Below are 18284 nucleotides of genomic sequence, written 5' to 3'. Positions count from 1 at the left end.
GTTCAACAAACACGGCGCAGCTGCAGCTAATGGAGCTCTGCACGAACAACTCGACAGCAAATGAGGCAAGCGCGACCGGTGGCGGCGAAAAATAGGGTGCCTGGTAAAAGGGGAAAGAGGCCAATGGCTGCAATACTGGGATGGAGGCTGCTGGCGGGGTTTGCACTGATAACCGCGGCGGTTGCTCAGCCAGCATCAAGCCCTGCGATAAATCCGCCGGCCGCAGCTGCTCCGCCCGACGACGGCCAGTGGGCGATGCCGGCAAAGAACTACGCCTCGACCCGCTACAGCGAACTTGCGGAGATCACCGAAGACAACGTCAAAAACCTGCAGGTGGCCTTCACCTTCTCGACGGGCGTCAACAAGGGCCAGGAGGCTGCGCCCTTGGTCGTCGGCAACACGATGTACATCGTGACGCCGTTTCCCAACATCCTCTATGCGCTTGACCTTACCAAGCCCGGCGCGCCGATGAAGTGGAAGTTTGAGCCCAATCCCGAGCCCGCGGCGCAGGGCGTTGCCTGTTGTGACGTGGTCAACCGCGGTGCGGCCTTCTTCGACGGGCGCATCTATTTCAACACGCTCGACGGCCATACCATCGCCATCGATGCGGCCACCGGCAAACCGGTCTGGAACACCCATATCGGCAACATCAATATCGGCGAGACCATCACCATGGCGCCGCTGGTGGTGAAGGGCAAAGTGCTGGTCGGCAATTCCGGCGGCGAAATGGGGGTACGCGGCTGGATCAAGGCGCTCGACGCCGGCGACGGGCATGTCGTCTGGACGGCCTACAATACCGGTCCTGACGCCGAGGTGCTGATCGGCCCCGATTTCAAGCCGCATTACGACATGGACAAGGGCAAGGATCTCGGCGTGACGTCGTGGCCGCCCGAGGCCTGGAAGATCGGCGGCGGCAATGTGTGGGGCTGGATCTCCTATGACCCGGACCTCAACCTGATCTTCCATGGCACCGGAAATCCCGGTCCGTGGAATCCGGATCTGCGGCCCGGCGACAACAAATGGACCGCCGGCATCTTTGCCCGCGATCCCGACACCGGCGCAGCCAAATGGTTCTATCAATGGACCCCGCACGATTTGCACGACTACGACGGCATCAACGAACAGGTTCTGCTCGACATGACCTGGCAGGGCAAGCCCCGCAAGGTGCTGGTGCGGCCGGAACGCAACGGCTACGTCTATCTGTTGGATCGCACCACGGGCGAGGTCCTGTCGGCAGTCCCGTTCGGGCCAGTCAATTCCAGCAAGGGCGTCGACCTCAAAACTGGCCGGCTGATTGTAAATCCGGACAAGAAGACCGGCACCGGCAAGGTGGTGCGCGACATCTGCCCGACCGCGTCCGGCCTCAAGGACTGGCAGCCTTCGGCGTTCTCGCCAAAGACCGGCCTGCTCTACATTCCGCACAATAACATGTGCATGGACGAAGAAGGCGTCGAGGTAAATTACATCGCCGGCACGCCCTATGTCGGCATGAACGTGCGAATGATTCCCGGGCCGGGCGGCAATCGCGGTGCTTTCACCGCCTGGGATGTCGCCGCCGCCAAGCCGGCGTGGAGCCTGAAGGAGAATTTTCCGGTGTGGAGCGGCGCCGTCGCCACCGCTGGCAACGTCGTGTTCTATGGCACGATGGAAGGCTGGTTCAAGGCGGTCAGCGCCAGGACCGGCGAACTGCTTTGGCAGTTCAAGACGTCGTCCGGCATCATCGGCCAGCCGATCACCTATCGCGGCCCGGACGGGCACCAATATGTCGCGATTCTTTCGGGCGTCGGCGGCTGGGCCGGCGCGATCGTATCCGGCGATCTCGATCCGCGCGACGCCACCGCCGCGCTCGGCTTCGTCAACGTCATGAAGGATCTGAAGGATGTAACCACGCCGGGAGGTACGCTGTATGTGTTCCGGCTCCCTTGAGACTATCGGCCGAGTTGCGCGCGCACGGATAAAATCTTCCCGCCGGTTTGGCGCCGCGGTCGGCGCACTGGCGCTCTCTCTTGTTGCCGCCGTTGCCGATGCGCGCGAATTGAGGATCTGCGCCGATCCCAACAACATGCCGTTCTCCAATGCCGCAAGGGAAGGCTTTGAAAACAAGATTGCCGAACTCGTCGCCGGGGAGCTTGGTGCGACGGTGTCCTACACATGGTGGGCACAGCGCCGTGGCTTCGTCCGCAACACGCTGAAGGCCGGCCTGTGCGATCTTGTCCCCGGCACGCCCGCCAATCTCGAGATGCTGCGCACCACCGCGCCCTACTACCGGTCTTCCTATGTGTTCGTGACACGCAAGGATGCGCCGGAAATCACGTCCTTCAACGATCCTCGCCTGCGCGATCTGCACATCGGCGTCCAGCTGATCGGTGACGACGGCGGTAACTCGCCGCCCGTCCAGGCGCTTGGCCGTCGCGGCATTATCGGCCATCTCATCGGTTTCCCCGTCTATGGCGACTATTCGGCGCCGAACCCGCCAGCACGCATCATCGAGGCGGTCGCGAATGGCGACATCGATATGGCCGTCGTCTGGGGACCGCTGGCCGGCTACTTCGCATCCAGGCAGAAGGTGGCGCTGCGGATCACGCCGGTTTCGCCGCGCGTGGACGGCCCGCAACTGCCGATGATCTTCGACATCTCGATGGGCGTGCGCCGTGGCGACGATACGCTGCGCAGCGAGGTGAACGCCGCCCTGACCAGACACCGCGCCGAGATCGACGCGATCCTGGCGGCCTACCAGGTGCCCCGCCTCGATCCTGTCGGAGGGCCTTGAAATGAAGCGCGGTCCTCTCTTGCTGGTGTTCGCAATCCTCGCGGTTGCCGGGTGCCAGCGTGAGGAACGCGACACGCGTCCACAGTCGGCGCTCGGCTCGGGCGACCAACCGGCAGCCGTGACGGCCCTCGAGCCGGGCGGCCAACGGCCGGCCTCGTCCGACACCAAGGCCGGCGTGTTCGAGGCCAACGCCTTCCACCTCAGCGAGGGCAAGCGTCTGTTCAACTGGTTCAACTGTTCCGGCTGCCATGCCAATGGCGGTGGCGGCATGGGCCCGGCCCTTATGGACCAGAAGTGGCTCTATGGCAGCTCGATCGAAAGCATCCACGCCACGATCAGGGACGGTCGGCCAAACGGCATGCCGAGCTTCCGCGACAAGATCCCGGACGACCAGATCTGGGAGCTTGCCGCCTTCGTCCGCGCGTTGAGCGGCAACGCGCCAAAATCCGCTGCGCCGAGCCGCGACGACGACATGATGCCCCATCCATCCGAAAATCGCCTGCCGGATGCCGCGACTCTGGGGAAGTCGCCGTGAACCGCCTTGTTTGCGGGGTGTGCTGCGGCGCAGCCTGCATGCTGCTCCTTGCAGGATGCAGCGGCTGGCAATCCGCGCTCGACCCAAAAGGCCCGGCCGCGGGTGAGCTTGCGTGGCTGATCTGGTTCTTCACAGCACTCTGCACGGTGGTCTGGCTTCTGGTGATGGCCGTGCTGATCGTGCCATTGGCCCGGCGCCCGGCGCCGGTCGGCGATCCGCTTGTCCTCGACGCTGCCGCCGAGCGCAGCAAAATGCGAATTGTCGTCGCCGCACTCGCCGCTACCGCCCTGATCCTGGTCGGCCTGACGCTGCTGAGCTACTTCGCTAACCGGACGCTCGCTGCTATCGGCTCGGATGCGGTGCTGACGATCCGGGTGACCGGGCATCAATGGTGGTGGGAGGTGCGCTACGAAAACGACCAGCCGAACCGCATCCTGACGACCGCCAATGAAATCCACATCCCGGCGGGCGAGCCGGTGCGGCTTGTAGTGGCCTCGACCGACGTTATCCATTCCTTCTGGGTGCCGAACCTCTCGGGCAAGCTGGACCTCATTCCAGGCCACGAGAACGTTCTCGATCTGAAGGCGGACAAGCCCGGCGTCTATCGCGGCCAGTGCGCCGAGTTCTGCGGCGCGCAGCATGCCAATATGAGCACCTTCATCATCGCCGAACCTCGGCCCGTCTTCGACGCGTGGCTGAACGATCAGCTGCGGCCGGCGGCCGCCCCCGTGTCGGCCGAGGCCAAAACCGGCCACGACCTGTTCCTCAAACGGCCATGCGTGATGTGCCACAAGATCGGCGGCACCATCGCCGGCGGCACGGTCGCCCCCAACCTGACCCATATCGCAAGCCGGCAAACGCTCGCTGCCGGAACGCTGGCGATGAGCCGCGGCAATCTCGCAGCCTGGATAGCCGATCCGCAAGGGATCAAGCCAGGTGCCCACATGCCCGTGGTGGGACTGAACGGAGACGAGCTGAATGCGATCGTCGCCTATCTCGAGGGCCTGAAATGAGCAGCGCCGACCTGGCCCATGAGCGGGACCTCGCGCAGCAAGGCGCCGCGGCGCGAAAGGGTGACCTCGCTCCCGAGCGCGACGGTCCTCGCGATACCGGCCTCGACGATGCCAGCCTTGACCGCCGGCTGGCGCGGACATGGCGGACGCCGCCGGGCATCATCGGCGCGCTGTCGAGCGTCGACCACAAGATCGTTGCCCGGCGCTACCTGATCACCGCTTTCGTGTTCCTGTGCCTCGCTGGCCTCAGCGCCGTTGCCATGCGCATCCAACTGTCGGGGCCGGAGCGCGGGCTGATCGGGCCCGACCGCTACAACCAGTTGTTCACCATGCATGGCGTAACCATGATGTTCCTGTTTGCGGTGCCGATCGTGCAGGCGACCGGCATCTACCTCGTGCCGCTGATGGTCGGCACCCGCAACATCGCCTTCCCGCGCCTCAATGCATTCAGCTTCTGGATTTATCTCTCGGGTGGCCTCTTCGCCTGGGTGTCGTTTGCACTCGACATGGCACCCGACGTCGGCTGGTTCTCCTACGTGCCGCTGTCCGGTCCTGAATTCGGGCCAGGCAAGCGCTCCGACGTATGGGCGCAGATGATCACCTACACCGAAGTGTCATCGCTGGCCGTCGCGGTCGCCACCATCGTCACCGTCCTGAAGCAGCGCGCGCCGGGCATGTCGCTCGACAAGATTCCGCTCTACGTCTGGGCGATGCTAGTCACCTCTTTCGTAATCGTGTTCGCCATGCCGGCGGTCATGATCACGTCGACGTTCCTGATCCTCGACCGGCTGGTCGGGACCCATATCTTCAATCCCGCCGAGGGTGGCGACGTGCTGCTCTTCCAGCACTTGTTCTGGTTCTTCGGCCACCCCGAAGTCTACATCATTTTCCTGCCGGCCACCGGCATGGTGTCCTCGGTCATCGCCGCTTTCGCCCGGCGTCCGGTATTCGGCTATCTGGGCATGGTACTGGCCTTGATTGCGGTCGGCTTTCTGTCGTTCGGCCTGTGGGTCCACCACATGTTCGCAACCGGCCTGCCGAAGCTCGGCGCGAGCTTCTTCACCGCATCCAGCATGCTGATCGCCATCCCGAGCGGGCTGCAGATCTTCTGCTGGCTGGCGACATTGTGGGACGGACGACCGATAATCCGGACGCCGCTGCTGTTCGTGTTCGGCTTCTTCTTCACGTTCGTCGCGGGCGGCCTGACTGGGGTGATGCTGGCGTCGGTGCCATTGGACCTGCAAGTACACGACACCTATTTCGTGGTCGCGCATTTCCATTACGTGCTGATCGGCGGGTCGGTATTCCCGCTGCTCGGCGCGACCTATTTCTGGTTCCCCAAGATCACCGGCCGGATGATGAGCGAACGTCTTGGACGCTGGCACTTCTGGTTTGCTTTCATAGGCTTCAATGCGGCGTTCTTCCCGATGCACATTGTCGGCCTGTGGGGCATGCCGCGGCGGGTCTACACCTATCCGGTGGAGCTCGGCTGGGGCAACATCAACCTGTTCATCACAGCCGGCGCGGTCGTCCTGTTCCTAAGCTTCGTTCTGTTCACGATAAACCTGGTGTACAGCGCCTCGAGCGGCGCTCCGGCCGGGGACAATCCCTGGAATGCGGGCACGCTGGAATGGGCGACGAGCTCTCCGCCGCCGAGCTATAATTTCGCTCGGATTCCGGTGGTTACCCACGCCGAGCCGCTCTGGGCCGAACGTGACACGCTGCCTGTCGCGACCGGGCTTCGCGTCGACGCGCGCGAACTTGTTATTTCGACCGTGGCAGAGGCGCATCCCGATGTGCGCGAGAAGTCGGCGCCGCCGTCGATCTGGCCATTGTTCGCCGCGCTCGCCGTCGGCGCCACCTTTCTCTATTCGATCTTCAGCCCGTGGGCGGTGGTCTGGGGAGCCGGGCCGATCGCCATCACTTTGGTCGGTTGGTTCTGGCCGAAAGGCGATCCGGAGGATGAGGAATGAAACAACGTCCTGCCGCCGATCTTTCCGAACTCCCGACCTTCGGGCTCGGACCGCGCAGCCCGACATGGTGGGGCACTCTCGCCTTCATGGCGCTGGAGGGCACCGGCTTCGCGCTTGCCGCAGGCGCCTATCTTTACCTCGCCTATGTGTCGCCCGAATGGCCATTGGGCGTGCCGCCGCCCAACCATTGGCCGGGCACCATCGTTACGCTGTTGCTGCTCGCCAGCGTGGTGCCCAATCACATACTGAACCGCTACGCCGAAGCCTGTGCCATGGTGCCTGTGCGCATCGGCCTGATCGTCATGTCGCTGCTCGGTATCGCACCGGTTGTCGTGCGGTGGTTCGAATTTCCGGCCCTCAACATTTATTGGGATACCAATGCGTACGGCTCAATGCTGTGGGTCCTGCTCGGCCTTCACACAACGCATCTGATTACCGACGTCGGCGACACGCTGGTGCTGACGGTCCTGATGTTCACGCGCCATGGCTATAGCGGCCGGCGTTTCGGGGACGTTGGCGACAACGTCTTCTACTGGGATTTCGTGGTCGCGACCTGGATCCCGATCTATCTGTTGATCTACTGGATGCCGAGGCTTGACTGAGATGCGTGCGCTTCGCTTGGGCACATCATGGGGCGGGCTGTTGTCCGGGCCTTTGGCCTGGGCGGTGTCGACGCAGCTGAATTACGCGTTCGTGGAGTGGCAGTGCGCCCATGGTATTCCCGTCATACCAGCCATTGCGCTGGTGCTGACAGTGCTGGCCTTGCTTGGCGGCGCGCTGTCGTGGCGGGCGCGACAGCAAGGAGGCGCCGCCTTTAAACCGGATCGTACGCGCAGCACAGAGGATTTCGTCGCCAATATCGGCATTCTCAGCGCGGTGCTGTTTGCGCTGGTAATCGTCATGCAAGGCGCCGCCTCGCTCATTCTTAACGGCTGCCTGCGATGAGCTTCGACGCGCTCTTCTCGACCGCGATCTGCTACGGTGCCGGCGCCCCGCAGGCCGGTTGGACGCTGGCGTTGCCGATCACGCTACCGCTAACTGTGGTCGCACTGCTTTACGCGGCAGGCGCCTTTCGGCTGTGGAGGCGGAGCGCCCGCAGCCGCCCGTTGCGGCTGCGGCAAGCCCTGCTGTTTGCGACCGGCTGGGCCATTTTGGCGGCAGCACTGGTCACTCCGCTCCATGCGTTGGGTGAGCGCGTCTTCACCGCCCACATGATCGAGCACGAGCTGTTGATGGCGATGGCGGCACCCCTGCTGGTCGCCTCCCGTCCCGCGGCGGCGATGATGTGGGCATTGCCGGTCAAGCTGCGGCTGGAATTTGGCGCAGCCGGACAGGCGAAGGTGCTTCGAACAGTTTGGGCCGCCATCAGCCGCCCTCTAGCCGCGACCTTCCTGCACGGGGTCGCGATATGGGCGTGGCACGTTCCGGTGTTGTTCGCGGCGGCGCTTGCACAGGGTGTCCTGCATTATGCGCAACATGCCAGCTTCTTCGGTACGGGGCTGCTGTTCTGGTGGGTACTGCTGCCGCGTTCAGGCCGCGAACAAGCCTATGGCAGCGCAGTCATGCACCTCTTCTTCACCTCGCTGCACACCGGCCTGCTCGGAGTGCTGCTCCTGGTCTCGCCAAGGCTGTGGTATCCGGAAAATGGCGCAGGCACAGACCTATGGAATCTTAGCCCGCTCGAGGACCAGCAACTCGCCGGTCTGGTCATGTGGGTTCCAGCCGGCCTGATCTATGGCGGCGCGGCGTTGCTGCTGGCCGGCCTGTGGATCCGCTCGAGCAGCCGAAAGGACCGGGAGGCGTCGCATGCGCTTCACGCTGTCTAAAGCCGTAATCGGCGCTGCGGTTATTGTCGTGCTCGTTGCAGCCCTGGCCGGGATTTTGTTGTACTTCGAGCAAAGCCGTCGGGTCGAGCAGAAGGCCGACAATGCGACCGGCGGCGTCGGCGCCCGCGCCATTCCGATCATGATGGCCAATGGCTGCGCCGGTTGCCACACCATCACCGGCGTTCCCGGCGCGAAAGGGTTAGTCGGTCCACGCCTCGACGCAAGCCTGGCCACCCGGGTCTATGTCGGCGGCGTCTTGCGCAATAGGCCGGAGAACCTGATCCGCTGGATCCGTGCGGCAAGGGAGATCAGTCCGCATACGGCAATGCCTTCGACCAGGATTTCTGAGCAGGAGGCGCGAGACGTCGCTGCCTACCTCTACTCGCTGAAATGACATCGTTGCTCGCCTAGTCGAGATCAAACCCTGCCGGCGGTCTACCGATGCCGGTTTGCCGGAACCGGCAATCGTCACCGCCTTCGGCTCGATGCCTTACTTGCCGACGAACCTTTCGGAACCGGCCCGCATCGGCGAGGCTGCGCGCGATCACGTCGGACATCGCGGCCAACGCGAGCGCCCACTATGGCCCGGCAATCTGCTGTGCGGATTGTTTCGCGGGCATCTCGGATATGAGCTTCTTTGGCGAGGCAACCGCGAGGCGACCCGCGGTTGGAATAGCCACGAACGACCGCAGCGCTATCACGTCGTTTCGGGAGACTCGTTCGATTTGGGAGCCTCGTCGGTCTCCGGCAAACGATCGCGAATGGCTTCCTCGGTCTTGCTTGCCGTCTTTTTCACGACTTTCTCGACGCGGTCGACCAACGTCTCGGCGTCGCCGCTGGAACCCTGTCGGTCAGCCTCTTCCTTTACAGTCTCATATGCTTCGGCGGCGACCTGCTTGGCTTGCTCCACGCCTTCTTCAAAGACTTCTTCGGCACTGTCACGAAGCTTGTCGCGGTAAGGGCCGAGTTGCGCGTCTTCTGCGGCGGTGTGAGGCAGCATCACGCCGATGGCTGTGCCCACGGCAAGGCCCACTGCGGCCATTGCCAGAGGTTCGCGCTGGAACAGGTCCTGCGCCGACTGACGCACCCGCCCCGTGATATCGGTGGCGGCCGAGCCGACCTGCCCGGCCGTGCTTGTCAATCTTTCTTTGGCGCCGCTCGCAACGTCTGCCACAGCCTCAGTCGCACCGCCTGCCACGGAAGCAACCGAACGAGCGGCATCGGAGAGCATGGAGCCGGCGGAACCTTCGCCCTCGGCACCGTACTCATCGCCGCTTGAGTCCTGCCAGGCCCCGCCCAAGCCCCCGTGGTCAGAGAAGTTTCGGGTGCCGTCAGGCTTCCTGCCGGTCGAATAGGCACCAAGTGCTGAACTGTCTAACGACGTGCCCTTGCCAAGCATCAGCCAGGCCAGGCCCGCGCCGACCAATGTAAGCGGCAACGGATTGTCCCTGACCTGAGTCTTGAGATTGCTGAGCATGGCGGATCCCTCGCCGCTGAACATCCCGGTGAATTCGTCGATCAGTTGGCCCGGTGTCATCTTGCTGCGGATCGAGTCTGCGGTATCTGCCACTCTGGCGCGAGCAATATCAGCATCGCGTTCCAACTCGGCTGCGGATTTGTCGGTCATCTTATCTGTTCCTTGATCACGCGTGCGTCGCGTTTAAGTTGGTCTTGTGTCCGGTCGGGGGTCAACTCTGAGGGGGCCATGCTTGCCTTGCCGGAGCGCAAGAGTATGACGCCCAGTACTGCCACCACGACGCCGACGAGCAGTGAGGACCATCCGGCTCCCAGCCCGGCGCTCGCCAAGGCAATCACCAGCGCCTGCAAAAGCACCATCAGGGCGGCGAGCAGGCAAATGGCGCCTCCCATTACCTCCACGGCGCCGGCGCCGGCCTTGCTTACCTTTTCCGACATTTCAGCTCGCAACAGCCTGCTTTCGGTTTGAAGCAGTGTTGTGACCTGCTGTGCCAGATCGCTGACAAGGGTTGTCAGGCTGCGAGTGTCCTGATTGTCAGTCATGGGTTTCGCTCCAGGCTTGCATTGGCCCAGTCATCGCCGGACTGATCGGATCCTAGTGGGGCCGGCTCAACTGCCTCTGCCGATCGCCATCCGAACTCATTCGAGCTAGGACCCGTCTCGGGCGCCCGGCCTGTTCCCGACTGGCCCGGTGCTCCGGTTTGGGCGGAGGGCGGCGAGCTCTTGATGAACCGTCCCAACGCCAGGCCTGCCAATACCGAACCGGCGATCAGCGCCCCCGAGTTTTCGCGGCCGAACGACTGAATTTCGCCAAGCACCTCGTCGAACGGTTTATCCTTCAGGGAGGAGGAAAGCCGCTCGAGCCCGCCTGCGGCGTCAAGGGCGAATTTCGAAGCGGTCCGTTGATCATTGTTGGCAAGATGCTCGCTTGCCGCGCGCAATGCGCCGCTGAAGGCCTTGAGATTGGCGCTCACGTCGCGCTGCGTTCCCTCCGCCTTGTTGAACAATGCTTGCTTTGCTTCCGAAGCGTAATCTCCGGCTTTCCTGGTGATCTCGTCACGCGCATCGTGGAGCGCTTCCGTCGCGGTCTGCTTTTCCCGTTGTAGTCTTTCCGAAAGCTCGCTTCTGGCGGTCTCGAAATCGGCCGTCTGACGGCCCTGATCGTCCTGGTCCTGCATGGTATCTCCTAGTGGAATCCGAGGAAGGAGAGGATTGCAAGCACGACGACGACGAGGCCGATGAGATAAATAACACTGTTCATGGCGCAATCTCCTCCACTGCGCACCGAACTTGCCTGTGCTTCCCGTGTTCCCTCAGACGTCGTCTTTTTTGGTAAGCGAAGCCTAACCAGCCCGAAGACGGGATCTTGTCCTGTGCCGATGGCGGTGAGCGCGCGGTTGGAAATGATACGGGACCGGACTCCGGTGCGACTTGCAGGTCGAGGCGCAGGTCCGCTCCGGCAGATATTCGCGCTGCATTGGCCGGAATTTTTCCGCAGTGCTTTGACTGGGCATTATCACAGTGGGACCTGCCTGCGACCTACCAGTCGATCGCAGGCCGCGCGATCATCAGCCAGAAAATCCCGAGTACGGCAGCGAAGGCGGGGAAGCCGAAGGCGAACCACAACCAGAAGAGCCGATGATAGCGCGGCGGCAACGGCGCGGCTGCAGCGGCGGCTTGCGATGCCAGCTTGCGCATCTCCATTTGCATCCAGACGACCGGGAGCCAGAACATCCCGGTGAAGATATAGAGCGCGATCGAAAGTACGATCCAGCCCTCCGACAGCGAGTAGCCTGCCTGCCACGCGAGCGCAGCTCCCGTCAAAGGTTGCGCGACCACGGCCGTCGCGGTGAAAAGGAAGTCGGCGACGACGACGATACGCGCCACCACCGCAACCGCCGCGGCATTGCCGGTCCGGTGGGCGAGCAGCATGAAGAAGGCGATGCCGGCGCCGGTGCCGAGCAGCACGGCTGCGCCGATGACATGCAGAAATTTCAGCAGGAAATAGAGCATCAACGCTCCTCCAGCACTGCCAGGGCCACAAAGTGCAGCACCAGGATCGGCAACACCTTGAGGAACGGCCCAAGCGGGTCGTTCCACAGATCGGGGCTCAGGAAGCTTCCGACGACCAGGTAGAAGAGAGAGAGCGCGATGCCGCCATAGAGGCCTTTTCGCGTCGCCGGCCGCCAGGCTATGAGCGCGCCGACGACGATGTCGGCAAGAGCACCGGCTATCACGGTCGGCGCCGACAAGATGCCGGCCCCCGTGCTTTGCATCAGATCGACGCCGCTGCCATAGCCGGTGGTCAGCGACACGATCCCCGTCATGATCCAGAAGACGGGCAGGACCACGAATATCGCCGGCTTGATGAAGTACAGCCGGGCAAACCATTTGTCCTGCACCGTTGCCGGATTGAGCGCGAGGAAGCCCGCCAGGGTTTTCGGGCGTATGCCGGTCGCGGCGGTCCAGTCCGAGGGATCTCCAACCGCTCCTCGGGCGATCTCCCTGGCCGCGTTGGTGCGCATCGGTGGGCGCCAGCCGAACATCGCGGAAAGGTCGCCGAGTCGGTAGAGAAGCCTTGCAACAGCCGCCGGCAAGACAAACCTCGCTGCCGGAGCCCAGCCGAGCCATCGGCGATAGCTGCCGACGACCTCGTCCATGCTCAGCTGTTCGGGACCGACAAGTTCCAGCACGACGCGAGACGGACTGGCGGGATCGAGAAGGAAGACGACGGTTGAGACCACGTCATCGAGTAGTACCACCTGGAGCCGGCCGGTGCCGGGCATGGACGGCAGCACTGGCAGCGAAGCGAGACCCCGAAACAATGCGCTGGCTCCGAAGACCGGCCGGCCGAGCACCACGGACGGGCGCAGGACCACCCAATCCAGATCAAGCGCCATAAGCGCCTGGTCGCCGGCCAGTTTCGTCGCCGAGAACGTCGAAGGCTGCGCCCGATCGACGCCTATCGCCGAGAAGTGGATCACCCGGGCAACCCCTGCCCGCGCACAGGCGAGAAAGAGTGCGGCCGCCGCATCGCGATGGACTTCGCGCGTCTTTTCGCGGGGGCTGTCCTGCAGAACGCCGACACAATTCACGACGGCGTCGACACCCCTGAGATGCGGCAACCAGTCTTCGGGCTGCAGCGCCACCGCCATGTCCAGCACCAGCAATTGGTAATTGCCGGCCCGGTTTGCGCCGGGGCTGCGGACCAATCCGATCACCTCATGCCTTTCGGAAAGAAGGCGTGCGACGACGGAGGCACCGATCAGGCCGGTGGCGCCGGTAACCAGGACTTTCACTGGACCCCATTCTCCGACGGCGGGAAAGTATCGTTCATTCCGGTTTATCGCCCTCGATACGCCCCTTCATACCGGAAAGTTCTTTCTTCGTGCACAACAACCGCGGCTGCGCTGGGTCGGAGATGTCGAGCTTGTCCCAGGGAATGCGGTACATGCTGTCACGACTGCGCAGTCGAAAGGCGTCGAGGACCGCAATGCCGATGGCCGAAGCGGACAGACGCTCGAAGGCCGCGTAGATGCCGACATGGTACTCGGTAAGTACCAGGTCGTCGCCATCCGGTTCGGCGCGTAGCTCCTCGATACGGCCGATGCTTTTGCCGCGCAGCGAAAGCACATTCCTGCCAGCCAATTGCTCGAGATTGACGGTGGCCATCATCCAGCTCCCGGAATACGCCCAATGACATGATCGCGCAGCCAGTCCTGCCAGTCGAAAATCGCCGTTTCGCGGACGTTGATGTCGAACTCGATGTCGACGCCGATGTCGCGCACCTTGTTCCAGGCGATGCGGTGCGGCTCGGCATGGCGCTTGCCGCCGAGCTTTGCCGCAAGCAGGGCCATCCAGCGCCCGGGTCGCTCGCCAAGCCGACGCGCCAGCGTGATCGAGCCGAGCTCGACCGCAACGATTTTAGGCGGCTTGCCTGGCCTGAGCTCGGCCACCAGCCCGTCCACCTTGCCGATCTTGACCTGCTCGCGGTCGACCACTTGCTTGTCCAGGATGTCGCGCAGCAACTCCATCACGTGCCTCCGAATATCTGCAAAGGAATGGTCACGATCGCGAGCACGAAACCGAGCGCGATGATGAAGATGACCGCGGCATTCGCGATCATGCCATTGCGGTGCTCGCCGACATAACGCTCGTCATTCAGCAGGAAGAGGAACGGCACCACGGTCAGCGGCAGGCTGGCCGCCGTCAGCGCCATGGAAAAAATGGTGAGCTTCAGCGGATCGAGACCCAGTGCGATCGGAATGGCGGCGAGAAAGAGCGAGATTGTGTAGACGGTGCTGAAGCCGGGATCATCGCGCGGTTTCAGGTCCTCGCCCCAGGTCCAGCCGAAACCCTGCGCCACAAGGTAGGCTTGCTGCAGGCCGATTTCGAGCGCGGCACCGAAGCAGGCAATGCCTAGTGAAGCAACGAACAGGACAAATCCCCAGAAACCGAAGATCGGAATCAGCATCAGTGGCAGTTGGTGGTAGTCATCGACCTGCTCTATGCCGTGCGCGGCCAGCACCAGCGCCGCCACAATCAGCACACCGATAGCGATTGTGCCGCCAAAACTCATGCCCAGGCCGGCAATGGCCCGATTGGCTCCGAGATAGCTCTTGTCCCACTCGTCCTCGATCGCTCCCGACGAATAGAACATGAACAGATAGGGCGAGATCGACGCACCAAGAATGCTGACCGCCATGAACCAGTAGCTGGCCGCGTCGTGATCCGGCAGTGTGGGCACGGCCCCGGCCGCGACCTGCCCCCAATCGGGCTTCAGCATGACTGCGCCAACCACGAAGCACAGCGTGACCAGCCCGAGGATCGCGACGCCTTTTTCGATGAATCCGAACGTGCCTTTCCAAAGGAACAGCCATGCCAGAACCGCGACTGGCAGCGCCCACCACTGAAAGCCGATGCCGGTGGCGAGCTCGAGCGCAATGGCAACACCGCCGATTTCGGCTGCCATGACCAGGAAGTTGACCAGCAAGGCCGCAAGCAACGGCCACAGAAAGGCATTGAAGCCAAACCGTTCCCGGATCCCGTCGGCGATGGTGTGATGGCTAACGGCGGCGAACCGGCCGGCCATCTCGACAAGGAAGATGATGCAGATCGTGCCCAGGACGACGGCCCAAATCAGCTGGAACCTGAACGCCGCGCCGGCCTGAGCTGCGGTCGCCATTGATCCGACCTCGAGAAAGCCGCCAACGCTGGTGACGACGCCGAGCGATATTTCGAGCAGCTTCTTCATGATTTCGGCGCGAAATATTTCGCGTAGGACGTGCCCAGATCGGCGGCGGCGGCCCGAAGATCCTGCTGCGCATGTTCCACTTCCGAGCGGTTACCGTTCTGCACGGCCGTCGCCGCGCGAATTACCGCTGCCGAAAGCCGTCCAACCGCCATCGTCAGACCGGCTTGCCCGCTGGGCTCAGGCGACTTGACGGACTGGATTTGCGCACCGGCATCGGCGAGCGCCTTCCCGACCGATTGCAAAGTGCGCGACGTGTATTCCGACGGGGCTCCCCCAGCGATCCAGCTCTCCAGGACCAGCGATGCGGTCTGTGTGGCGGAAGCCGCGGTTTTCGACTGCTGCTCGACCTGGTCGGAAGGCGAGCATGCCGTCAGGACAAACATTATCAGCAGCAAGCACAGGCGGTCTGGTCGAAGGCCGACGGCTGTAACGGCATTTACAATAGGTGCTTGTAGCGTTGCTGCCACACGATTGTTCTCCCCGCACCAAACGACTTCGGCGCGAAGTTGATCTAGAGCGCTGGGTGATCAGGTCAACCGAACCGCGATGAACGGCGCTGGCAGGGCGGAACAAACCAGCGATCGCCGGATTAGGGGATGAGGAGGCAAAGGCCATGGACAGGGAAGAGCGTATCAGGCAGCGAGCCCATGAGATCTGGGAACGCGAAGGCCGCCCGCAAGGACGCGAGCGCGAACATTGGGATCACGCCGTGCAGGAGATCGAAGCTGAGGGTTCCGAGGCCGAACGCGGCCCGGTCGTGCCCGATCCAACGGTCGAGGCCGGCTCCGATCAGGAGGCACGCGGCAGCAAGCGGCGGGGGAAGTGAGGCCCGATGCCTCGTCTCGTCGCCTGGATCGTGGTCGTACTGGTCGTGCTGTTCGCCGCCTGGCTGATGCTCGGGCGCGACAGAACCGGCGGCGCAGGTCAGCCCACGCCGCACGCAATTGATCAAAATGGATAGGAGCCGACATGACGGGAACCGATACTCATCCTGAACAAGACCCGGCGGAAGGATCGCGATCGATAGTGGAAAAGCAGCTCCGCAAGGAGCAAGGCGGCGAGGGTCAAAATCGCAAAGCCGAGCCAGCTTCCGACAAGTCCGGCAGCAAGACCAAGACGCCTTCGGAAGCGCGCAAGAAAGGCTCAGGCTTGGATTGAGCCGGCCGACGGCGGGCTCACACTGCCGTTTGCCTCGAAATAATGGGGATAGCGCTCCTGGACGATTTCGAGCACCTCGAAGATGCGGCGAAGATGCGTTCGCATCGCTTCTTCCGCCGCAAGCGCGTCGGCCTGCTCGAGCGCATCGACAATCCGCCGATGCTGGCCGAGGACCACCGACATGCTGTCGAGGCGCGGAAAAGACAGGAAGCGGAAGCGGTCCATGTGCAGCTTCGCCGCGCTGATGTCGGCCCAGATGCCGGGGAACCCGGCATGGCTGGCGATGTGCTGGTGGAACAGCTCGTCCGACCTGAAGAAGCGCCTGTCGTCCGCGATGGAGGCGAACGTCTCCTGGACCGCCAGTTCGCCTTTGAGCATGGCAAGCAGGTCGGCACGGCGCGGGTTCTCGACCGCGCGCTTGATCAGGCCGACTTCGAGCGATTCGCGCAGGAACTGCGATTTCTCAAGGTCGGCGATCCGGAGCGGCGCCACCATGCTGCCGCGCTGCGGATAGATGTCGATCAGGCCAAGACCGGCCAGCCGGGCGAGCGCCTCCCTGACCGGCGTGCGGCTCACGCCAAGGGCTTCCGACATCGCCTTTTCAGAAATCAGCTCGTGCGGCTTCAGGCGGAAGGTCAGGATCTGGTCGAGCAGAACCTCGAACGTCCTCGCCGCGACCGACGCGCCGGGGCCGGTTTCGCCCAACCGCCCCTCGGTGATGGTCCGCATTCCCAAAAGCCCTGCCATCGGCAATCCCCTTAAGGCTCTGCAGTTTCAAGCCGTTCATGAAATGCCTGCGCAAGCAGCAGCGCCGGCGTTACTCCTTGCGCGGAGAACCGCCGATGCGCGCCAGCAGCCCGCCATCGACGCGCACGACCTCGCCGGTGACGAAGGAGGCATCGTCGGACAGCAGGAAGGCAACGACTGCGGCAATCTCTTGCGGCCGGGCGGTACGGCCGAGCGGATGCATGTCGTCGAGGATGCGCAGGATCTCGTCGGGCTTATCGTTGAGCTTGACCGCATCCCGCAGCATCGGTGTGTCGACGGCTCCCGGAGCGACGGCATTGACGCGCACACCGAGCGGCGCATAGTCGACGGCCATCGATTTGACGAGGCCGATCAGGCCGTGCTTGGCCGTGCTGTAGGCCAGAACCCCTTCCTGGCTGGCCAGACCCTGCACCGAGCTCATATGGACGATGGCGCCGCGGCTTTGCCGCAGCAGCGGCATCGCCGCGCGCGACAGCAGGTAGGCAGCCTTGAGGTTGACGTCCATCACCTCGTCCCAAAGCGCCTCGTCCGTGGTCTCCACCGTTCCGTAACGCTGGATGCCGGCATTGTGGGAAAGCATGTCGAGCCCGCCGAACGCGGACCGGGCAAGCTCGACGGCGCGGCCGCAGGCTTCAGTGTCGGCGGTCGAGCCAAGCACGGTGCGCACGGTCACGCCCCGCGCCGAAAGCTGTGCCGCGACCTCGTCCAGCTGATCGCCCGCCCGGTCGAACAGGATCAGATCGACGCCTTGCTCGGCCAGCCTTTCAGCGACGGCACGGCCGATGCCCATGGCCGCCCCGGTAACGAGTGCGCGTTTTTTGAATTCAGCCATTTATCCTCCCAAGAACAGTTGCCGATCGATTACCATGGTAGTCCATCGGCGCCATTTGACGCGCTCTTTTCCGCGGAGCCGGCCCAAGCGTGTCCGGCATCATGCCGATCCTTGCATGAAAGCCAGCGTTTCCGCACGCGTCGGTGCGCCAAGACGTCCGCCAAAGCGCAGGCATTTCAGGGCGGCGGCGGCGCTGGCCACTGCTATGGCCCGCTCTTCGTCCCAACCTTCGGCCAGACCGAGGGCGAAGGTGCCGTGAAACACGTCGCCTGCCGCCAGTGTGTCGACGGCTTCGACCCGCGGCGACGGCAGATGACGGACGTTGCTGCCCGGGTGCCGGAACGCGGTGCCGTTCGCCCCATCGGTGACGGCCACGAAGGCGCCGGTCCGTTCGCCGAGAATGGCGACGGCGGAATCGGCGGATATCTCCGGACCGCAAAGGATGCGTGCCGCCGGCAGCGAAGCAACAACATGCGAGGCGAGCGGCAGCAGCCGGTCGAGCACTGGTCGCGACGCGACATCGGCATCAAGGACCGCCGGAATGCCGTATTCACGAGCTTTCGCCAGCGCCAGGGCGGCGGCTCCGGGCCAGCGGACATCGACCAGCACGGCGTCGAAGCGGGAAAAATCCGCGGACGGAAGGCGGTCCGGATCGGCTTGCGTGACAGCATCGTAGAAG

General features: G+C 63.5%; 24 protein-coding genes. 12 read left to right on the top strand and 12 right to left on the bottom strand.

Annotation, left to right across the window (positions count from 1 at the left end; all coding sequences use genetic code 11):
* The first annotated feature begins 123 nt into the window (after positions 1-123).
* The 9 genes from E5W70_RS10965 to E5W70_RS10925 are packed head-to-tail and all read left to right on the top strand — an operon-like array spanning position 124 to position 8511.
* A complete protein-coding gene (locus tag E5W70_RS10965; RefSeq protein WP_292657596.1) occupies positions 124-1926 on the top strand; it encodes a methanol/ethanol family PQQ-dependent dehydrogenase in 1803 nt (600 codons plus the stop codon).
* On the top strand, positions 1907-2770 hold the full coding sequence (locus tag E5W70_RS10960) for a substrate-binding domain-containing protein (protein ID WP_292657594.1): 864 nt from the start codon (positions 1907-1909) through the stop codon (positions 2768-2770). The genes E5W70_RS10965 and E5W70_RS10960 overlap by 20 nt, the downstream gene beginning before the upstream one ends.
* 1 nt (position 2771) lies before the next feature.
* The gene (locus E5W70_RS10955) at positions 2772-3305 is read left to right on the top strand and encodes a c-type cytochrome (protein ID WP_292657592.1); all 534 of its coding nucleotides are present in this window, start codon (positions 2772-2774) and stop codon (positions 3303-3305) included.
* Positions 3306-3343: 38 nt separating this feature from the next.
* Positions 3344-4318, top strand: a complete 975-nt coding sequence (coxB, locus tag E5W70_RS10950; protein ID WP_292657590.1) for a cytochrome c oxidase subunit II — start codon at positions 3344-3346, stop codon at positions 4316-4318.
* Positions 4315-6291 (top strand): cytochrome c oxidase subunit I, encoded by a 1977-nt coding sequence (gene ctaD / locus E5W70_RS10945; RefSeq protein WP_292657588.1) that lies wholly within the window; start codon positions 4315-4317, stop codon positions 6289-6291. The genes coxB and ctaD overlap by 4 nt, the downstream gene beginning before the upstream one ends.
* Positions 6288-6893, top strand: coding sequence for a cytochrome c oxidase subunit 3 (locus E5W70_RS10940; RefSeq protein WP_292657586.1), 606 nt, complete (start codon positions 6288-6290; stop codon positions 6891-6893). The genes ctaD and E5W70_RS10940 overlap by 4 nt, the downstream gene beginning before the upstream one ends.
* A gap of 1 nt (position 6894) precedes the next feature.
* On the top strand, positions 6895-7236 hold the full coding sequence (locus E5W70_RS10935) for a hypothetical protein (RefSeq protein ID WP_292657583.1): 342 nt from the start codon (positions 6895-6897) through the stop codon (positions 7234-7236).
* Positions 7233-8117: a cytochrome c oxidase assembly protein gene (locus E5W70_RS10930; RefSeq protein ID WP_292657580.1), complete on the top strand. Its 885-nt coding sequence runs from the start codon at positions 7233-7235 to the stop codon at positions 8115-8117. The genes E5W70_RS10935 and E5W70_RS10930 overlap by 4 nt, the downstream gene beginning before the upstream one ends.
* On the top strand, positions 8098-8511 hold the full coding sequence (locus tag E5W70_RS10925; protein WP_292657577.1) for a cytochrome c: 414 nt from the start codon (positions 8098-8100) through the stop codon (positions 8509-8511). The genes E5W70_RS10930 and E5W70_RS10925 overlap by 20 nt, the downstream gene beginning before the upstream one ends.
* 303 nt (positions 8512-8814) lie before the next feature.
* Here E5W70_RS10925 and E5W70_RS10920 read toward each other — a convergent pair whose 3' ends face one another.
* From E5W70_RS10920 to E5W70_RS10880, 9 genes are all read right to left on the bottom strand, one after another.
* Entirely contained in the window at positions 8815-9744 is a 930-nt protein-coding gene (locus E5W70_RS10920) for a hypothetical protein (RefSeq protein ID WP_292657576.1), read from the bottom strand.
* Entirely contained in the window at positions 9741-10136 is a 396-nt protein-coding gene (locus E5W70_RS10915; RefSeq protein WP_292657573.1) for a phage holin family protein, read from the bottom strand. The genes E5W70_RS10920 and E5W70_RS10915 overlap by 4 nt, the downstream gene beginning before the upstream one ends.
* Entirely contained in the window at positions 10133-10861 is a 729-nt protein-coding gene (locus E5W70_RS10910) for a hypothetical protein (RefSeq protein ID WP_292657571.1), read from the bottom strand. The genes E5W70_RS10915 and E5W70_RS10910 overlap by 4 nt, the downstream gene beginning before the upstream one ends.
* A gap of 271 nt (positions 10862-11132) precedes the next feature.
* Complete coding sequence (locus E5W70_RS10905) at positions 11133-11606, bottom strand: DUF2269 family protein (protein WP_292657568.1); 474 nt, start codon at positions 11604-11606, stop codon at positions 11133-11135.
* A complete protein-coding gene (locus tag E5W70_RS10900; protein ID WP_292657566.1) occupies positions 11606-12892 on the bottom strand; it encodes an SDR family oxidoreductase in 1287 nt (428 codons plus the stop codon). Before E5W70_RS10900 ends, E5W70_RS10905 begins: the two co-directional genes overlap by 1 nt.
* 34 nt (positions 12893-12926) lie before the next feature.
* A complete protein-coding gene (locus tag E5W70_RS10895) occupies positions 12927-13265 on the bottom strand; it encodes a hypothetical protein (protein WP_292657564.1) in 339 nt (112 codons plus the stop codon).
* Positions 13265-13627 carry a hypothetical protein gene (locus tag E5W70_RS10890; RefSeq protein WP_292657561.1) on the bottom strand — a complete coding sequence of 121 codons (363 nt, stop codon included), beginning with the start codon at positions 13625-13627 and terminating at the stop codon, positions 13265-13267. Before E5W70_RS10890 ends, E5W70_RS10895 begins: the two co-directional genes overlap by 1 nt.
* The gene (locus tag E5W70_RS10885; protein ID WP_292657558.1) at positions 13627-14847 is read right to left on the bottom strand and encodes a divalent metal cation transporter; all 1221 of its coding nucleotides are present in this window, start codon (positions 14845-14847) and stop codon (positions 13627-13629) included. The genes E5W70_RS10890 and E5W70_RS10885 overlap by 1 nt, the downstream gene beginning before the upstream one ends.
* Complete coding sequence (locus tag E5W70_RS10880; protein WP_292657556.1) at positions 14844-15242, bottom strand: hypothetical protein; 399 nt, start codon at positions 15240-15242, stop codon at positions 14844-14846. Before E5W70_RS10880 ends, E5W70_RS10885 begins: the two co-directional genes overlap by 4 nt.
* Positions 15243-15460: 218 nt before the next feature.
* Between E5W70_RS10880 and E5W70_RS10875 the strand changes: the two genes are divergently transcribed.
* From E5W70_RS10875 to E5W70_RS10865, 3 genes are read left to right on the top strand one after another with little or no spacing between them, the layout of a single operon-like run.
* The gene (locus tag E5W70_RS10875; RefSeq protein ID WP_292657554.1) at positions 15461-15673 is read left to right on the top strand and encodes a DUF2934 domain-containing protein; all 213 of its coding nucleotides are present in this window, start codon (positions 15461-15463) and stop codon (positions 15671-15673) included.
* 6 nt (positions 15674-15679) lie between these two features.
* Positions 15680-15808 (top strand): hypothetical protein, encoded by a 129-nt coding sequence (locus tag E5W70_RS10870; RefSeq protein ID WP_292657551.1) that lies wholly within the window; start codon positions 15680-15682, stop codon positions 15806-15808.
* Positions 15809-15816: 8 nt separating this feature from the next.
* Positions 15817-16005 carry a hypothetical protein gene (locus E5W70_RS10865; RefSeq protein WP_292657549.1) on the top strand — a complete coding sequence of 63 codons (189 nt, stop codon included), beginning with the start codon at positions 15817-15819 and terminating at the stop codon, positions 16003-16005.
* On the opposite strand, the gene E5W70_RS10860 is transcribed toward E5W70_RS10865, so the two are convergent.
* From E5W70_RS10860 to E5W70_RS10850, 3 genes are all read right to left on the bottom strand, one after another.
* Positions 15991-16752, bottom strand: coding sequence for a GntR family transcriptional regulator (locus E5W70_RS10860; RefSeq protein WP_292657547.1), 762 nt, complete (start codon positions 16750-16752; stop codon positions 15991-15993). The genes E5W70_RS10865 and E5W70_RS10860 overlap by 15 nt on opposite strands.
* 70 nt (positions 16753-16822) lie before the next feature.
* The gene (locus E5W70_RS10855) at positions 16823-17605 is read right to left on the bottom strand and encodes an SDR family NAD(P)-dependent oxidoreductase (RefSeq protein WP_292657545.1); all 783 of its coding nucleotides are present in this window, start codon (positions 17603-17605) and stop codon (positions 16823-16825) included.
* Positions 17606-17704: 99 nt separating this feature from the next.
* Positions 17705-18284 (bottom strand): PfkB family carbohydrate kinase (locus E5W70_RS10850; protein WP_292657542.1); only part of this gene is annotated, 580 nt, incomplete at its 5' end.

It is taken from the genome of Mesorhizobium sp. (genome assembly GCF_005063415.1).
GTDB lineage: Bacteria > Pseudomonadota > Alphaproteobacteria > Rhizobiales > Rhizobiaceae > Mesorhizobium.
This window is presented reverse-complemented; position numbering and strand designations above follow the sequence as displayed.

Excerpts from the sequence above, each read along its gene's own strand:
- E5W70_RS10960 (WP_292657594.1), top strand. The coding sequence starts at position 1,907 with ATGTGTTCCGGCTCCCTTGAGACTATCGGCCGAGTTGCGCGCGCACGG.
- E5W70_RS10865 (WP_292657549.1), top strand. The coding sequence starts at position 15,817 with ATGACGGGAACCGATACTCATCCTGAACAAGACCCGGCGGAAGGATCG.
- E5W70_RS10860 (WP_292657547.1), bottom strand. The coding sequence starts at position 16,752 with ATGGCAGGGCTTTTGGGAATGCGGACCATCACCGAGGGGCGGTTGGGC.
- E5W70_RS10905 (WP_292657568.1), bottom strand. The coding sequence starts at position 11,606 with ATGCTCTATTTCCTGCTGAAATTTCTGCATGTCATCGGCGCAGCCGTG.
- E5W70_RS10855 (WP_292657545.1), bottom strand. The coding sequence starts at position 17,605 with ATGGCTGAATTCAAAAAACGCGCACTCGTTACCGGGGCGGCCATGGGC.
- E5W70_RS10965 (WP_292657596.1), top strand. The coding sequence starts at position 124 with ATGGCTGCAATACTGGGATGGAGGCTGCTGGCGGGGTTTGCACTGATA.
- coxB (WP_292657590.1), top strand. The coding sequence starts at position 3,344 with ATGCTGCTCCTTGCAGGATGCAGCGGCTGGCAATCCGCGCTCGACCCA.
- E5W70_RS10930 (WP_292657580.1), top strand. The coding sequence starts at position 7,233 with ATGAGCTTCGACGCGCTCTTCTCGACCGCGATCTGCTACGGTGCCGGC.
- E5W70_RS10895 (WP_292657564.1), bottom strand. The coding sequence starts at position 13,265 with ATGGCCACCGTCAATCTCGAGCAATTGGCTGGCAGGAATGTGCTTTCG.
- E5W70_RS10875 (WP_292657554.1), top strand. The coding sequence starts at position 15,461 with ATGGACAGGGAAGAGCGTATCAGGCAGCGAGCCCATGAGATCTGGGAA.
- E5W70_RS10890 (WP_292657561.1), bottom strand. The coding sequence starts at position 13,627 with ATGGAGTTGCTGCGCGACATCCTGGACAAGCAAGTGGTCGACCGCGAG.
- E5W70_RS10935 (WP_292657583.1), top strand. The coding sequence starts at position 6,895 with ATGCGTGCGCTTCGCTTGGGCACATCATGGGGCGGGCTGTTGTCCGGG.
- E5W70_RS10920 (WP_292657576.1), bottom strand. The coding sequence starts at position 9,744 with ATGACCGACAAATCCGCAGCCGAGTTGGAACGCGATGCTGATATTGCT.
- E5W70_RS10870 (WP_292657551.1), top strand. The coding sequence starts at position 15,680 with ATGCCTCGTCTCGTCGCCTGGATCGTGGTCGTACTGGTCGTGCTGTTC.
- E5W70_RS10925 (WP_292657577.1), top strand. The coding sequence starts at position 8,098 with ATGCGCTTCACGCTGTCTAAAGCCGTAATCGGCGCTGCGGTTATTGTC.
- ctaD (WP_292657588.1), top strand. The coding sequence starts at position 4,315 with ATGAGCAGCGCCGACCTGGCCCATGAGCGGGACCTCGCGCAGCAAGGC.
- E5W70_RS10885 (WP_292657558.1), bottom strand. The coding sequence starts at position 14,847 with ATGAAGAAGCTGCTCGAAATATCGCTCGGCGTCGTCACCAGCGTTGGC.
- E5W70_RS10940 (WP_292657586.1), top strand. The coding sequence starts at position 6,288 with ATGAAACAACGTCCTGCCGCCGATCTTTCCGAACTCCCGACCTTCGGG.
- E5W70_RS10915 (WP_292657573.1), bottom strand. The coding sequence starts at position 10,136 with ATGACTGACAATCAGGACACTCGCAGCCTGACAACCCTTGTCAGCGAT.
- E5W70_RS10955 (WP_292657592.1), top strand. The coding sequence starts at position 2,772 with ATGAAGCGCGGTCCTCTCTTGCTGGTGTTCGCAATCCTCGCGGTTGCC.